Source organism: Streptosporangium sp. NPDC048886 (assembly GCF_055586905.1).
The window spans coordinates 1-15,484 of sequence record NZ_JBVJHH010000054.1 but is presented as its reverse complement, the minus strand read 5'-3'; the positions used below and the strand labels follow the sequence as shown (position 1 = coordinate 15,484).

The 15,484-nt window shown below is 72.4% G+C and carries 14 protein-coding genes; 4 read left to right on the top strand and 10 right to left on the bottom strand.

The window, feature by feature from the left end:
- Positions 1-111 precede the first annotated feature (111 nt).
- Positions 112-771, top strand: coding sequence for an arsenate reductase/protein-tyrosine-phosphatase family protein (locus ACZ6R6_RS42870; RefSeq protein WP_470102686.1), 660 nt, complete (start codon positions 112-114; stop codon positions 769-771).
- On the opposite strand, the gene ACZ6R6_RS42865 is transcribed toward ACZ6R6_RS42870, so the two are convergent.
- Genes ACZ6R6_RS42865 through ACZ6R6_RS42845 form a run of 5 tightly spaced genes read right to left on the bottom strand, consistent with a single transcriptional unit; the run spans position 761 to position 6,437 of the window.
- The gene (locus ACZ6R6_RS42865; RefSeq protein ID WP_470102685.1) at positions 761-2,182 is read right to left on the bottom strand and encodes a tyrosine-protein kinase domain-containing protein; all 1,422 of its coding nucleotides are present in this window, start codon (positions 2,180-2,182) and stop codon (positions 761-763) included. The two genes, ACZ6R6_RS42870 and ACZ6R6_RS42865, sit on opposite strands and share 11 nt — an antisense overlap.
- Before the next feature lie 4 nt (positions 2,183-2,186).
- The gene (locus tag ACZ6R6_RS42860; protein WP_470102684.1) at positions 2,187-3,203 is read right to left on the bottom strand and encodes a glycosyltransferase family 4 protein; all 1,017 of its coding nucleotides are present in this window, start codon (positions 3,201-3,203) and stop codon (positions 2,187-2,189) included.
- A gap of 20 nt (positions 3,204-3,223) precedes the next feature.
- On the bottom strand, positions 3,224-4,222 hold the full coding sequence (locus ACZ6R6_RS42855; protein ID WP_470102683.1) for an NAD-dependent epimerase/dehydratase family protein: 999 nt from the start codon (positions 4,220-4,222) through the stop codon (positions 3,224-3,226).
- 14 nt (positions 4,223-4,236) lie between these two features.
- The gene (locus ACZ6R6_RS42850) at positions 4,237-5,247 is read right to left on the bottom strand and encodes an NAD-dependent epimerase/dehydratase family protein (RefSeq protein ID WP_470102682.1); all 1,011 of its coding nucleotides are present in this window, start codon (positions 5,245-5,247) and stop codon (positions 4,237-4,239) included.
- Positions 5,244-6,437, bottom strand: coding sequence for a glycosyltransferase (locus ACZ6R6_RS42845; RefSeq protein ID WP_470102681.1), 1,194 nt, complete (start codon positions 6,435-6,437; stop codon positions 5,244-5,246). Before ACZ6R6_RS42845 ends, ACZ6R6_RS42850 begins: the two co-directional genes overlap by 4 nt.
- A gap of 308 nt (positions 6,438-6,745) precedes the next feature.
- Here ACZ6R6_RS42845 and ACZ6R6_RS42840 point away from each other — a divergent pair, with 308 nt between their 5' ends.
- Entirely contained in the window at positions 6,746-7,741 is a 996-nt protein-coding gene (locus ACZ6R6_RS42840) for a glycosyltransferase (RefSeq protein WP_470102680.1), read from the top strand.
- Between the two features lie 140 nt (positions 7,742-7,881).
- Here the strand turns inward: ACZ6R6_RS42840 and ACZ6R6_RS42835 are convergent, their stop codons facing one another.
- The 5 genes from ACZ6R6_RS42835 to ACZ6R6_RS42815 are packed head-to-tail and all read right to left on the bottom strand — an operon-like array spanning position 7,882 to position 13,675.
- On the bottom strand, positions 7,882-9,198 hold the full coding sequence (locus ACZ6R6_RS42835) for a lipopolysaccharide biosynthesis protein (RefSeq protein ID WP_470102679.1): 1,317 nt from the start codon (positions 9,196-9,198) through the stop codon (positions 7,882-7,884).
- Positions 9,195-10,256: a glycosyltransferase gene (locus ACZ6R6_RS42830; protein WP_470102678.1), complete on the bottom strand. Its 1,062-nt coding sequence runs from the start codon at positions 10,254-10,256 to the stop codon at positions 9,195-9,197. The genes ACZ6R6_RS42835 and ACZ6R6_RS42830 overlap by 4 nt, the downstream gene beginning before the upstream one ends.
- Positions 10,257-10,276: 20 nt before the next feature.
- Positions 10,277-11,395 (bottom strand): glycosyltransferase family 4 protein, encoded by a 1,119-nt coding sequence (locus tag ACZ6R6_RS42825; protein WP_470102677.1) that lies wholly within the window; start codon positions 11,393-11,395, stop codon positions 10,277-10,279.
- A 1-nt stretch (position 11,396) separates the two neighbouring features.
- Positions 11,397-12,527, bottom strand: a complete 1,131-nt coding sequence (locus ACZ6R6_RS42820) for a glycosyltransferase family 4 protein (protein WP_470102676.1) — start codon at positions 12,525-12,527, stop codon at positions 11,397-11,399.
- The gene (locus ACZ6R6_RS42815; RefSeq protein ID WP_470102675.1) at positions 12,524-13,675 is read right to left on the bottom strand and encodes a glycosyltransferase family 4 protein; all 1,152 of its coding nucleotides are present in this window, start codon (positions 13,673-13,675) and stop codon (positions 12,524-12,526) included. The genes ACZ6R6_RS42820 and ACZ6R6_RS42815 overlap by 4 nt, the downstream gene beginning before the upstream one ends.
- 293 nt (positions 13,676-13,968) lie before the next feature.
- Between ACZ6R6_RS42815 and ACZ6R6_RS42810 the strand changes: the two genes are divergently transcribed.
- Together ACZ6R6_RS42810 and ACZ6R6_RS42805 are read left to right on the top strand one after the other, a co-directional pair.
- Complete coding sequence (locus tag ACZ6R6_RS42810) at positions 13,969-14,112, top strand: hypothetical protein (protein ID WP_470102674.1); 144 nt, start codon at positions 13,969-13,971, stop codon at positions 14,110-14,112.
- A complete protein-coding gene (locus ACZ6R6_RS42805) occupies positions 14,109-15,443 on the top strand; it encodes a hypothetical protein (RefSeq protein WP_470102673.1) in 1,335 nt (444 codons plus the stop codon). Before ACZ6R6_RS42810 ends, ACZ6R6_RS42805 begins: the two co-directional genes overlap by 4 nt.
- Positions 15,444-15,484: the final 41 nt, after the last annotated feature.

Below are 15,484 nucleotides of genomic sequence, written 5' to 3'. Positions count from 1 at the left end.
CCCCGCCGCGAAGGACCCCCACCACGGGGCCGCCCCGCCAGGAGGCAGCAAAGGGTAAACAGCGGCGTGCCGTGAGCGGGTGCCCGGCGGGCGCGACCTACCGTCACCCTCATGCAGGGTTCACCGGACAGCGCCGAGACCGTCGATCCCGCGCCGGCCGGACCCGACGGCTCCGGCCGCCGGGATCCGGAGGCCCTCCCCGTGCCGGCCGAGGACGCCGGGTTCCGCATCCTGTACGTCTGCACGGGCAACATCTGCCGCTCTCCGCTGGCCGAACGGCTGACCCGGGCGGCCCTCGGCCCGTGCCCGGCGTTCCAGGTGGCCAGCGCGGGCACCCACGCCGAGCCGGGCAGGCAGATGGCCGAGCGCGCGCAGCGCGTGCTGGTCCGGCTGGGCGGCGACCCCAGCGGGTTCGCCGCCCAGCCGCTGACCTCCGAACTGGTGGCCGCCGCCGATCTCGTGCTGACCGCCACCGCCGAGCATCGCGCCGGATCGGTGGCCAAGCATCTGCCGGCGGCCGCCCGGGCCTTCACCATCGCCGAGTTCGGCGCGCTGGCCCGGGCCGTGCCGGCCGCCGCGGTCACCTGCCACGAGGATCCCGTACGGCGGGCCCGCGCGCTGCTCACCGAGGTGCGGGCACTGCGCGGGCTGGTCCACGTGGACCAGCCCGACATCCCCGACCCCTACGGCGGCTCCCGGCTGGCTTACCGGGCCGCGGGACGGAGGATCGCCACGTCGCTCGCCGTCCCGCTCCGGCTGCTCACGCGTTAGCCGGCGCCTTGACTTCGGCGTCGGAGTCCTTGGCCTTGGCCTTGGCCTTGGCCTTCACCTCGGCGTCGGACTCGTAGCCGTAACCGTAGCCGTAGCCGTAGTACTGGCTGTTCCTGGCCGGAGCGAAGTTCAGGACGGTCCCCACCACGCGGGCGTTGATCGACGACAGCATCTCCGCGGCGCGGGCCACGTGCTCCCGCCGGGTCTTGCCATAGCGCGCGATGAGCAGGGTGCCGTCGCAGACCGCCGCCAGCGTCGCGGCGTCGGTGATGGGCAGCAGCGGCGGCGCGTCGACGATCACCATGTCGTAGCTCTCGGTGAGCTGGGCGAGCACGTTGCGCATCCCGCGTGAGCCGAGCAGCTCGCTCGGGTTCGGCGGGATCTGGCCGCTCGGCAGGACCGCCAGCTCCGCATCCCCCCAGGTCTGGATGACGTCCTGCAGCCGCGCCCTCTCGATCAGCACGTCCGTCAGGCCCGTGGTGCCCTCGATCCCGAGGTAGCGCGGGATGCGCGGGCGGCGGAGGTCGCCGTCCACCAGGATCACCCGCCACCCGGCCTGCGCGAGCGTGATCGCGAGGTTGGCCGCGGTCGAGGACTTCCCCTCACCCGGCAGGCAGCTGGTGATCACCAGCGATTTCGGGTGCCGGTCGACGCCGATGAACTGCAGGTTGGTGCGGAGCGAGCGGAACGCCTCGGCCCTGGAGGAGCGGCCCCGGCTGCGGACGATCAGCGGCAGGCGCCGCGCGTCCCGCTCGTAGCCGATGGTCCCGAGGATCGAGGCCTTCGACGCCTGCTGCAGCGCCTCGTCCGACTTGATGGTCGTGTCCAGGCGGTCGCGGAGGATCAGCGAGCCGACGGCGATCGACAGCGCGATCACCATGGCGAGCCCGAGATTGACCAGCGGCCTGGGGCTGACCGGCGCCACGGGGACGTCCGCCTCGTCCACCATGGTGACCCTGACGGTGGCGCGGCCGGCGGGAGTGGGCCGCTCGATCTGGTCGATCAGCTTGGGGAACTCGACGCCCAGGGCATTGGCCAGCCGCGCCGCCCGCGCGGGGTCGGTGTCGGCGACCGTGGCCCGGATGAGCACGGTGTCGGGGATGGACTCCGCGGTGACGTTCTCCTGGAGGCGCTGGACGTCCTCGCCCGCCGCGATCTGGCTGATCATGCGGCGGCTGGTCAGCAGCTCGGCGTAGGACTGCACCCGCTGCTGGGAGAGCATCCCCGCCTGGTAGGCGGTGGAGAGGCTGCCCTCCCTGTCGTGGCCGGAGACCAGCATGGTGATCGTCGCGACGTATTTGGGAGGCGTGCCGGCGGTCACGACGGACGCCGTGGCCACCGCCAGGAGCAGGGAGAAGACGATGAGCAGCCAGTTCCTGCGCGCGAGCCTTATGTAGTAGAGCAGATCCACTGGATCATCGCCGCCCTTCGTGGATGTTTGTCGCATGGGCCTTGGAACGGCCTGACGGATAGACGTGCACTTTCTGCGGCAGACCGATCAGCATGAGGGCCGTTCCGATCGCGGCGACCGTCGCGATGATCGGGGAGACCCAGCCCAGGGCCGTCATCAGGCCGAGAGCGCCGGTGACGGCCGCGACGGCGGCGAGCGTGAGGACCGTGAGCCGCGTGCTGAGGCCGAGCCGGCGGATGCGGTGGGAGACGTGGTCGGTGCCGCCCTGCAGCAGCGGGCGGCCGGCCCGCTTGCGCGACAGGAACACGACCCCGGTGTCGACGGTCGCGATGAAGGTCGGCAGGAGCAGTCCCGCGACCACCGTGCCCGCACCCTGCCCGGTCATCAGGAGCGCCGCCGAGCAGGCGAGGACGAATCCGATGAACAGCGACCCGGTGTCACCCATGAACACCTTCGCGGGCGCCCAGTTGTGCAGCAGGAAGCCCAGGCTGGCCAGGGACAGGGTCAGCAGGACCAGTCCGATCGCCGGATGGGCGTACACGAAGGCCGTCCCCGCGAGGAAGGCGGCGCTGACCGTCGTGATGGCGCCCAGCGCGCCGTCCATGTTGTCGAGCAGGTTGAAGGAGTTGGTGATCACGACGATCCACAGGACGGTGAACGGAGTGTCCAGCCAGCTCCCGGTCAGCGGCGCCTGGACCCCGCCCAGCACGACCCCGCCGGCCGCCACCGTCTCGACCGCCAGCCGGGTGAACGGGGACAGGGACGAGAGATCGTCGATCAGCCCGAGCAGGGCCACCGCCACGGCGGCGATCATGATCGCGGTGGTCCGGAGATCGGCCAGGCCCAGCGCGACGGCCGTCGGGATGACCGTTCCCAGCATGACCGCGACGCCGCCGAGGTAGGGGATGGGCCGCTCGTGCGCCTTGTAGCCGCCCGGCCGGTCGGTGAAGTCCCAGCGCAGCGCGAGACGCCCCAGCAGCGGGGTGGCTCCGGCGGCCAGCAGGCCGCCGGTCGCGCTCACGATGGCGATAGTGGCGCCGTTCACCGCTGGGACGCCGCCAGATCGGCGCGGGCCTCCGCGATGGTCTCGGCGAGGACGTCGTCGAGCGACCGCCTGGGCACCCACCCGGTGAGCTCGCGGAGCTTCCTGGTGTCGGGGACCCGGCGGGCCATGTCCTCGAACCCCTCCTCGTAGGCCTCGGCGTAGGGGATCAGATCGACCCCGGACGTGCTCCCGGTGAGCTCGGTGATCAGTTTGGCGAGCTCCAGGATGCTCACCTCCTCGCTCGAGCCGACGTTGAAGGTCTGGCCGACCGCGCCGTCGTGGTCGAGCAGCCGCACCAGCGCCTCGACCACGTCCCCGACGTGGGCGAAGCACCGGGTCTGCGTGCCGTCGCCGAAGACGGTGAGCGGGAGACCGCTGACCGCCTGCCGGACCAGACGCGGGATGACCATGCCGTAGGCCGGGCTCTGGCGCGGTCCCACCGTGTTGAACAGCCTGACGACGATCGTCGGCAGGTCGCGTTCCTTGTGGTAGGCGTTGGCCAGGATCTCGTCGACGGCCTTGGCGGTGCTGTAGGCCCACCGCACCACCGCCGGGCTGCCCAGGATGCGGTCGGAGGTCTCGGTGAGCGGCCCGCCGGAGTTCTTGCCGTAGATCTCGCTCGTGCTGGTGAGGAGGATCTTGCGCCGGTAGCGGTGCGCGGCCTCGATGACGATCTCCGAGCCGCGGATGTTGGTCGTCAGGGAGCGCAGCGGCTGCTCGACGATCAGCTTGACCCCGACGGCGGCGGCGAGGTGAACGACCACGTCACATCGGTGGACCAGTTCGTCGACCATGAGCTCGTCGAGGACCGAGCCGTGGACGACGCGCAGCCGGGGGTGCCCGGCCAGGTGGGCGAGGTTGGCGGGCCGGCCGGTCGACAGGTTGTCCAGGATCACGACGGAGTCACCGCGGGCGAGCAACGCGTCGGTCAGATGGGACCCGACGAAACCGCTCCCCCCGGTTATCAGGTAGGTGCTCCCTGCTGAGTTGCTCATCGGCTCTTCCGATCTCATGTGTGACACGTGCTTGTGGATGACGAGGGCACGGCGTCGGACACCCGTGCTGAGCCCTCGCGGCGGCCGGGGCCCTGACTCATGGCCTTCTCGAACCAGGTGACCGTCATGCTGAGCCCGTCGTCCAGCGACACCGGGCGCACGCCGGGGAACAGGCCGGCCAGCAGGCGGGCAGCGGCCTGCGACTGGCGGATGTCGCCCGTCCGGGGCGGCAGGAAGGTCGCCTCGACGGGGCGGCCGAGGACCGAGGCGAGGGCGTCTTTCAAGGTCAGCAGGGAGACGCAGGTCCCGAACGCGAGGTTCACCGGGCTCCCGCTCGTCACCCGGCGGACGGCCGCGTCGGTCAGGACGTCGACCACCGATCCCACGTAGGTGAAATCACGCGCCTGGCTCCCGTCACCGTAGATCGGCACCGGCCGGCCCTGCAGGGCCGCGGAGACGAAGGCCGGGATGACGGCCGCGTAGGCGTGGTCGGCGGCCTGCATCGGCCCGTAGACGTTGAAGAAGCGGAAGGGCAGCACCGGCAGGCCGAAGCTCTCCGCGTAGGCCAGGCCGTACGCCTCGGTCGCGAGCTTGCTGGCGCCGTACGGGCTGAGCGGCCGGGTGGCGAGATCCTCGTGCTTGTGCTGCTCCCGGCAGTCGCCGTACACCGAGGACGACGAGGCGAGGATCACGTGCGGCCGGCTCGCGCGGCAGGCCTCCAGGAGGTGGAGGGTGCCCGTGGCGTTGACGGAGTGCGAGGCCAGCGGGTCGTGCAGGGACCGGGGCACGGAGGGCCGGGCGGCGAGATGGACGACGTGGGTGGCGCCGGCCACGACCTCCGCCAGCAGCTCCCGGTCCAGGATGCTGCCCAGCACGAAGTCCACCCTGACCTCGTCGAGGTTGGCGAGGTCTCCGCTGCTCAGGTCGTCCAGCACCGTGATGCTCTCGACCTCGGGCCGGGCCGCGAGCGCCCGGCACAGATTCGCGCCGATGAATCCCGCTCCACCGGTCACCAGGACTCTCACCTGTTCATCCCTCCCATTATCCCTGTCGTGCCGAGACGATCGCGGTGCCCCGTGCTCAGCGATCGGTAAAGGGCTTCGGTGTCCGCGACGAGGCGTTCCACGGTGAAGGAGGCCCTGGTCCACTGGCGGGCCGCCTCGCCCATCCGGCGGGCGAGCGCGGGGTCGGACAGCAACCTCACGACGTGCTCGGCCAGCTCGCCGGCGGTGGTGCCGGCCAGCAGGCCGGTCTGTCCGTCCCGGACGATCTCGGCGATGCTCCCGACCCGGGTGGAGACGGCCGGGGTGCCGGCCATCCCCGCCTCGATGAGCGTGAGAGGCGTGCCCTCGTTGTCGGAGGTCAGCAGGACCACGTCGGCGGCGGAGTACACCGTCTCCACGTCCTTCCTCCAGCCGAGCAGGTGGAAGGCGTGCCGGAGCGGCCCGATGTCCCGCTCGACCTGCTCGCGCAGCTCGCCCCCGCCGCAGACGACGAAGTGGCAGCCGGGCACCCGCCTCAGCACGGCGTGGGCCGTGTCGACGAACCGGTCGGGCCGCTTCACCTGGGTCAGCCGGCCCACGTACGCCACGACGGGCGCGTCCGGGGGGATGCCCAGCGCGGCCCGGGCGGCCCCGCGGTCGGGGACCGGGCCGAGCCGCACACCGGGGGCGATCACGACGTACTGCTCCGGCCGGCCGATGCCGGCTCCGAGAAGCTCGTCGCGGACCCGGGAGCCGACCGTCACCAGCCGGTCGGCCATGGAGGCCAGGACCCGCTCCGACTGGACGTAGAGCGCGCGCTTGGGGCGCGAGAAGTATCCGTTGAGGAGATGCCCGTGGAAGACGTGGACGCGGGCCGAGCCGACGCCGGACAGGCAGGCGGCCACGCGCCCGAGCGCGCCGGCCTTCGCCGTCCGGGTGTGGACGATGTGCGGCCGGAACTCGCGCATCGCCCGCATCAGCCGGATGAGGGCGAGGTAGTCGCTGGAGGGCCGGATCGACCGGCCGAGGCCCGGGATCAGGTGAACGCGCACCGCCGATCCCTTCAGGTCGAGGTGGTCGCCTTCGGCGGCGCCGACGTGGCCCGTGTAGAGGCGGTGATCGAACTCTTCGGGATTCAACCGCTCGGACAGTCCCATCACCTGGGTGGCGGGGCCGCCCACGTTCATCCGGGCGATTATCTCCATGACGCGAATCCGGCCGTCTGGCTTCATGAGGGCTCCTCGACACTGGGCCAGGTACGTCGGAGAAGCTAGCCCGGGATTCGCCCCGCTTCATCGCTGCCGTCACGGTGGCGGCGAAATGTTTCCATATTCCGTACCCGCTCATGATCGAGTCAGCTTATTTGGGGCACTTGGTAAGCCGTGGGTCGTCTCGGTGATTCAGCGTGTCGTCCTTGATAGGACATCCCGGTTGGTGGACCGTGGCGCCTGTGAATTTCAACCAGGTCAGTGTGACCGACCTGATAAACGGTAATGTCGGGCAGGGGCGGATATTCCATACGAATATCTGGTTCAAGAGCGTGAATAATGCCCGCTATGAGAGCTTGCTGCCCTATCTCGGCCGCGTGGACAACCTGCTGCTGGTCTGTTCCGACCGGCGCGTCATGCGCGGCCTCCAGTTCCGTGCGCTGAACTCCACGATCGGCGTCCACGGCCGTGCCCTGTTCGGCATGGCCGCCCGGGCCTACCGGTATGGGTTCGTCACCAACACCAGGCACCTCCCCTATGTCGACTTCCCGGTCGTGGTCGACATGGACGATCCGTTCTTCACCGAGCGGGAGGTCTCGGCGCTCCGCTCAGCCAGGCGGGTCGCCGCCCTGGTGGTGACCAACGAGGCGGCGGCTGACCGCTACCGGGAGCTCGGACTGACCTGCCCTATCCATGTCATAGGCCACGGGCTGCGCCCGTCCGGGCCCGACCCCGCCGCCGCCCGGAAGATGCGCGAGCGGAAGCGGCCGGGCGAGCTGACCGTGGGCTACGTCGCCGCCTGGCATCTGACCGGGACGGACCGGGGCTCCGACGACCTCTACAACGTGGACCACCTCATCGACGAGCTGTGGCCCCCGGTGGTGGCCGCCTGCCCGCGGGCACGGCTCTGGCTCGTCGGCGGCGTCGGCAGGGCCCTCGGGCGCAAGCTTGAGCACAGGCAGGACATCGAGCTCGTCGGGCACGTGCCGGCCGAGCAGGTGCCCGCCTGCATGGCCGCCTTCGACGTCGGGATATACCCCCGCCGGATCGCGCACGAGCGCTCGTCGATCAAGGTGGCCCAGTCCGTCGGCTGCGGCGTGCCCGTCGTCGGATACCGCGGGGTCCCGACAGAGCTGATCAGCCGGCTGGAGTGCGGCCTGACGGTGGACTCGGCCGGCGACTTCACGGCGGCACTGGTGCGCCTGCTCGACGACGGGCCGCTGCGGGCGAGGCTGTCGGCCAGAGCCCGGGCGGCGGCGGCCCAGGTCGACTGGGACGTCCTGGGCGACACATACGCGCGGCTCCTGGACGAGGCGCTCCCGGCCTGAGGGAACGCTGAGGGACAGGGTCCGGAGATCTCGCGGGCAGCGGGACACGGGCGCGACCGCGCCCCGGGGACCCTCCCGGGGCGCGGCGTCCCCGTCGTCCCCGCTCGCCGGCGTGGACCCCCCGATCCGCGCCGGCGGGCTCACCCGTCGGCGGTCACCAGCTTCCGCAGCAGGACGAGCCAGCAGCCCGAGCCGGCGACGGCGAGGGCCAGCGACCCCCACCCGAAGGCGAGCGAGATCTGGACGGCGCCCGTGGCCGTCCAGCAGGCGGCCGACAGCAGGGCGAGCAGGAGGACGCCCTCGGCGGCGAGGTAGGTCAGCCGCCAGCCCGGCCGGCCCAGTGCCAGGGGCAGCACCTTCGACCACGACATGCTGCCCTTCACGCACGCCACGCCCAGCAGCAGCACCGCCGTACCGCCGGCTCCGGCGTACTGGGCGCCGTAGACCAGGCCGAGCACGTCTCCGGTGATCGGGGCCGCGACGGTGAGCGCGACCACGCCCACCGCGGCGAGCAGCAGCGTCGCGCGCACCACGTCCCGCCTTATGAGCCCCCTGTCTCCCACCGCGGCGGCCTGGGCCAGCCGGGGGTGGAGCATCGAGGCGACCGGGCTGATCAGGGTCGTGTAGAGGCGGCTGGGCGCCGAGGCGAGCTTGAGAACGGTCACGAGGGCGGGGTCTCCGAGCAGGCCCGCCAGCGCGAGGACGCCCGACTCGGAGGCCGCCGCCACCGACGTCCCCGCCGACGCCTTCGCGGTGAAGGCGACGAGGCCGGCCGGCAGCGGGACCCGGGTCACGGCCGGCCCCACATGGGTGAGGACCGCCCGCAGGGACAGCCTGCCGAGCACCACGGCCGTCACGACGGCGCCCACGGCCTGACCGGCCAGGTAGGCCGCCGGGCCGCCGGTGAGCAGGCCGCCCAGCGACAGCGCCGACGACAGGACCGCGCACCGCAGGCGCACGACCCCGAGGTCGCGCAGGCGGTCGGCCAGGGCGAAGGCCGCCCCCGCCGCGCCGGTCGACGCCGCGGCCCCGCCGGAGACGGCCGCGAGGGCGAGCATGAGCGCGAGGCCGCCGCCGGCCAGGCCCAGCAGCCATGCCGCCAGCACCACCAGCAGGCCGAGGCAGCCCGCCGCCGCGCCGATCGCCACATCCCAGCGCAGCAGCCGGGTGAACAGCGCCGAGCCCTGCCCGCTCCGCTGCTGCTCGATGGGGACGAACCGCTGCGCGGCGTCCTCCAGGCGAGGATCCAGCAGCAGGAACCAGACGCCCGACAGCGCCTGGGCGAAGATGACCTGACCGGACTGCTCGGTCCCCCCCAGCCGGATCAGGACGGCCAGGCTGACCATGGACAGCACCGCCTCGCCCTGGCCGGTGGCGGTGAGCGAGGTGAAGGTCCGCAGGTGCCGCCGGCCGGGCGAGCGTATGTGGTGGATCACGCGTTCGAGCAGAGCCGTCATGACCGGGGACAGACCTCGTCGTACAGCCTGTCGAACCACTCCGCGGTCCGCCTGACGTCGACGAGGTCGGCGCTGTCGGCCGCCGCTCGCCGGAGGGAGGCGTGGGTCTCGGGACGCATCGCCCGCAGGATGGCCGCGGCGAGTTCGCCGGAGTCCCCGGGTGGGGTGAGAAACCCGTTCCGGCCGGAGACCACCAGGTCGGACACCCCCCCGACGTCCGTGGAGACCACCGGCACACCGGCGGCGAGCGCCTCCATGACGACCACGGGCAGCCCTTCGTGGGAGGAGCTGAGCACGAGGAGGTCGGAGCAGGCGATCAGGCGCCCGGCGTCCGGCACGTGCCCGATCAGGCGCAGGCCGTCCAGCCCCAGGGCGGCGACGCGTCCGGCCACCTGACCGCCCAGGGGACCGGACCCGGACAGCAGGAACAGCGCGCGCGGGTCCTCGGCGAGAACCTTGCCGGCGGCCTCGATGAGCAGCCCGTGGTTCTTGGCCGGCCGGAAGTTGGCCACGTGCGCGATGAGGAAGGCGCTCTCGGGGACGTCCCATTCCCGTCTGACCCGCTCCGACTCCAGGGCCCAGCGGCGCTGCCTGTCCACGCTGACCCCGTGCACCCGGGTGCACAGCGCGCGGGCGCCCCAGCTCGTGGAGGCGTGGGCGACCTGGGGGGAGACGGCGACGGTCCGGGTGTCCAGCCATCCCGTCGCCCGGTCGAGCAGCAGGGTCATGGTGCGGTAGCGCACGTTGTGCACGGTCGTGACCAGCGCAGGGCGGGGTCGCCACAGGCGGGAGGCCGGACGCAGCAGCGCCGCGGGGAGCGGGGAGTGGAAGTTGAGCACGTCGGGCGCCAGCCGCCGGACCGTCCGGACGAGGCCGGCCGGGCGCGCGGACGAGCTGAGGTCGACCACGTCCACACCGGCTGACCGCAGCAGGTCGGTGAGGTTCGGCGTGGCGGCCCGCCGGCACACGACGGTGTAGCGCTTGCCGGTGGACGGCGCGGCGAGCAGCCGCTCGACGAGCAGGACCTCGGCGCCGCCCACGTCCAGTGTCTTGATCACTTCGCAGATGTGCGGGCCTTTCACGACGCCGCCCCGGCACGCCGTGGTCTCCGAGCGTTCATGAGCTCCCCGTACCATTCCTCGACCCGCGCCGTCACCAGCGGCCAGTCCAGTGCCGCCACCGCCCGCCTGCCGCGTTCGACCATCCGGAGCCGGAGCCCCTCGTCCTGGAGGACCGAGCGTAAGAGCGCCACCAGCTCCGGCGTGGATCCGCTGGGGAAGCTGAGATAGGCGCCGTCGTCGGCGACGACCGGTCCCAGCGAGGCGTCCGACGACACGATGACGGGGGTGCCCAGCGCCAGCGCCTCCAGGGCCGCGGTGGGTATCCCCTCCCCGACGGCGGGCAGCCGGCGGGAGGCCAGCACGAAAGCCTGGGCGCGGCTCACCAGCGCGTAGGTCTGGTCGGCGGAGAGGGGCCCGGCGAACTCGATGCCGGAACCGGTCCCCGCGAGCCGCCGGAGCCGGGCGCGTTCGGCCCCGTCTCCCGCGATGACCAGGCGGGCGCCGGGCAGGCCCGCGCGCAGCGCGTGGAACGCCTCGATCAGCAGCGCGTGGTTCTTCACCTTTGCCAGGGAGCCGACGCTCACGACCAGCCCCGGCTCGACGGGGTGCCGTCCCCGGAACCCCTCCAGGTGGGGGATGTCCAGGCCGCTGGACATCGTGCGGATCCGCCGGGCCGGTATCCCGGCGGCGAGCAGGTCGTCCCGCGGGCGGGCGCCCAGGGCGATGAACCCGTCGACGTGGCGGAAGGCCCAGGGCATGACGCGCCGGTGGCGCACGGTGAGGGCGCCGTGGACGGTGACCACGAAGGGGACCCCGAGCCGCCGTACGGCGGGCCCGAGGGCGAGCGCCTCGCAGTGGTCGCCGTGCAGGTGGACGAGGTCGACCGGTCGCGTGCGCCGGAGCGCACGCGCGCACTCGGCGGCGAAGGCCACCACGTCGGACCTCCTGGAGGCCAGCCGGCCGAGGAGGCAGGGGGTCAGCGGCAGCCGCTCGGCCCCCGGCGGCGCCTCGCCCCGGCGGTGGGCCACGACCACCTGGTGCCCGTTGAGGATCTGCTCCCGCGTCAGGCGTTCGATGTGGCGTTCCTTGCCGCCGGGCTCGGGCGGCAGCCGGTATCCGACACGGAGGATCCTCATGTCATCTCCTCCTGAGGGAGTCTTCGGCGACGACGCCCTGGATGAAATCGGCGAAGCGGTCGATCATGAGCTCGAAGTCGTGGTGCTCGCTGACGTAGCGGCGCGCGCCGTTCCCCATCTGCCGGGCGCGCTCGGTGTCCGTCAGCAGCGTGGTGATCGCCTCCGCCCAGTCGCGGGCCTGCGCCGGAGCCAGCAGCCGGCCGGCCTCGGGGCCGACGATCTCCCGGTGCGCCGGTATGTCGGAGCAGAGCACCGGCAGGCCGCAGGCCATCGCCTCCAGCACCGCCCGGGGCTGGCCCTCCGACCAGGAAGGGTGGGCGAGGACGCGCGCGTGCTGGAGCACCGAGACGACCTCCGCCTGCGGTACGGCGCCGCGGAGCTCGACGTGGTCCTCGATGCCGAGGGCGCGTGCCTGTCCGAGCAGCTGGGAGCGGGCCGGTCCCTCGCCGAGGACGACCAGCCGCGCGTCGGGGACGTTCTCCAGGACGCGCGGCCAGGCCCGCAGCACGGTCGCGTGGTTCTTGAGGTGGAGCAGGCTGCCGACCATGACGGTGTGGATCGGTTTCAGGCAGGGGGCCGGGGCGGGGGCGAACATCCGGGTGTCCACGCGGCTGGCCACGTGGATGACCGGGCGCCGCGTCAGCCGCTGAGCCCGCTCCCGCAGGCCCCGGCGCACCACGCGTACGGCGGAGGCGCGGTGCACGGCCGCCCGCGAGACCACGGCGAGCGCCGCGCGTTTGAGCGGCCCGCCGTACTCGGGTCCCGGATCCAGCACGTCCCCCTGGATCTGCACGATGTGCGGGGTGGTCCGCCGGGTGCGCGACAGCTCCGCCGCGACGGCGGCCAGCGGGTCACTCGACATCAGCACGTCACCGCGGGCGCGCAGGCCGTGGTCGATCACGTGGCGCGCCTCGCGGAGGAGGACCGGCCGGGAGCCGTCCGGGACGCGGTACAGGCGCACGGGGTCGAGGTCGACGAAGCCCGCGGCGGCCCCTCCGGCGGGGACGATCACGTTGTACGGGGCGCCGAGACGTTCGGCCAGCGCCAGCGCCGGGCGGAGGTTGACGTCGTCGGCGTGCAGGTCGTGGGCCCAGGGGCTGGAACCGACCAGGGTGACGGAGACGGGTTTCACAGGAGGTCCTCCAGCATCCGAGCGACTCGCTGGGGGGAGAACTTGTCCCGGGCTCTGTCCCGGAGCCGGCCGCCGAGGGCGTCGCGCTCGGCCCGGGGCAGGCCGGCGAGCTCGACCACGCCCGCGACCAGGGCGGCGAGGTCTCCGACGGCGCAGACGAAGGGGTAGTCCCGGCCCACCACGTCCACCGAGCCGCCCGCGCCGGTCGTCACGACGGGCAGCGCCGAGCTCATCGCCTCCAGCAGCACGCGGGGGAAGCCCTCCTCGTAGCTCGGCATGAGGAAGCAGTCCGCGGCGCCGTACAGGTCGGGCAGGTCGAGGTTGGGGACGGCGCCGAGGACGTGCATGTTCGGACGTCCGGCGGCCAGCCGGTCGAGGTGACGGCGGTCGGGGCCGTCCCCCACCACGACCAGCCGCACCCGGTACGGCAGCGCGGCGTCGACGGCGTCGAGGAGCCGGGCCAGCAGCCGCGTCCCGCGCCGGAAGGAGAGCCGGTGGACGAAGAGGATGACGAAGTCGCCGTCGTCCCACCCGTGCCGGCGGCGGACCTCGGAGCGCCGCGCGGGGGCCAGGGGAGTGAAGCGATCACTGTCGATGTCGTTGTACAGCAGGCGCATCCTGCCGGCGGGCACCCGCCACCGCCTGCGCATGACCGGGACCATCGTCTCCGGGCCCGTGACGAAGGCGTGGACGCACCGCGCGAGGACATAGTTGAGCCCGTCGTCCAGCCGCCGCCGGACGGTCTTCCTGCGCCCCGGCTCGATCAGGTCGGCCGTGCCGCTCCGCCACAGGAATATGCGGGGCCGGAAGATCGGGTAGGTCAGCACGAGCACGATGAGCAGCAGGCGCGAGTAGCGCAGGAAGTAGGTCCGGTAGCCGGCCCGGTGGCAGGTGCGTATCGCGCGGACGCAGTTGAGCAGCCGGGCGGGCCGGGTGCGGCCCAGCACGGGGACGACCATGCGCACGCCCGGCAGTTTCCCGGGAGGCGTGCCCCGCTCGACCAGCGCGACCAGGTCGGCCCGTTCCCCGAGCGCCTCGAGAAAGGCGGGAAGGTGCGCGAAGTGTTCCGTCGCGTCGACCGAGAGATGGGGAATGGCGTAGACGATTTTCGGCCGGGCGCGGGAGTGCACGGCATCTGTCGTGATCACGGACGTCATCATCGCAATCAGGAATGCTCGTAGCGGCACGGCACTCCGTCTGTCAGGGATATTGCGCGATCATTACGCTGTCATTGATCCGGCCAGTGCCGACCTGGTCCGATGGCCTGGTCAGGCGCCGGGTGACAAGCGGCGCGTAGGCATATATCCGGTCCGGCCCAATGCGATTGTTCCGGATTCATATATGCGATTCCCCCGTTGGGTGTGCCCCGAGTGTCTCTTCCGTGGCGACACGCGAAGGAAACAGAGAGTACATGGCCATTGCTCTCTGTACAGTCGCTGAGGTGCTGATCGAACAGCAGGTGCCGAGAGGGGGGCTCGTGATAGCGCCCGATGGGAGCCGTTCACGGCCGGTCCAGGTGATCCCGGCGCGGCCGACGGCCGCCGAGGCGGTCGCGGTGGTCCGCGGGCCGGTGGTGCGGCGGTGACCGCGCACCGCTGGACGGTCCCGGGGAGATTGCGCAACCTCTGCTTGGCCGTGGCGATATCCGGGTCGGCCGCCCTGCTCAGCGCCATGGTCGCGCGGGACCAGACCGAGGTCCTCGGCTGGGCCGCGCTGCTCGTCGGCGTCCCGCTGTTCGTCTTCGCCGCGCCGGCCCGGCTCATCGTGTGCGTCATGGCCTTCTGCGTCCTGACCGTGACCGCGGTGTGGCCCACGCTGACCTCGGTGGGAGGCGTGGACGTCAACGCCGGGGACGCCCTTCTGCTCCTCACCGCCGTGGCGGCCCTCGTCCGGGCGAAGGTCGGCACGCGCCACGTGCTCATCATCGCCATCGCCCTCTTCGTCGCCTTCGGAGTGGCGCGGAGCGAGTTCTCCGGGGCGGTGGCCTTCCTCCGCGTGGTCGAGCCGCTGATCGCGGGGGTCGCGGTGGGCCTGTACCTGCGGCCCGGCGCGGACCTCTGGCGCGACGCGCGCTGGATCTGCGTACTGATGATCGCGACGGTCCCCCTGGTCAGCGACTTCGACGGCCGGTGGGCGGGGTTCCCCGGCGGCCCCAACGAGATCGGGCTCGTCTCCGCCGTCGTGACGGTGCTCGGCGCCGCGGAGCGGAACCGAGCCGTCAAGCTGCTCCTGATCGGGGCCGGGCTGACAGGGCTCGTCGGCAGCAAGGGAATCGCCGCGACGGTCGCCCTGATCGCCGGACTCGTCATGCTCACCCGGGTGTCGCGCTCCGGCTGGCTCGCGAGAATGCGCATGAGGCGGGTGCACCCGCTGGTGATCGTCCTGGTCGGCATCCTCGCCGTCACGTTCGTCCCGATCATCCGTCCGGACCTGGCGACCACCGTGGACATCCACGCGGCCCAGGCGGGGGTCTTCGGGCAGCTGTTCGCCAAGTCCGACCCGCTGGTGGGCTCGGGGTGGGCCGTCGTCGACCGGGGCGCCTTCGCCTTCACACCCTATGAGGGCCTCCATGACGTCTATCTGGACGTCACGGCCTACCTGGGTCTCGTGGGGATCGCGCTGCTGGTCCTGCTGCTCTGGCTCGCCATGCGCGCGGCCGATCCGCTCACCCGCGCCGTCCTCGCCAGCGTCGCGGTGTGGTTCAACACCACCGGCGCCTTCCCCGGGCCCGGCTGGGGCATCCTCGGACTGGTGATCGCGGCCGCGCTCTGCCACGCGCGGCTGCGCGCGGCGGGGCCCGCCGGCCCGGCCGGCGTCCCGGTGCCGGAGCTCCCGCACGACCGGGCGCGGCCCTGCCATGATCTGTCTGAAGGGTCGGCAAGGACATCGGAAAACGCGGGTGTCCGGCCGGGTTGAAGATCGTTGTGTCGGCAGACTCGCGTGTATGGCCAGGACTC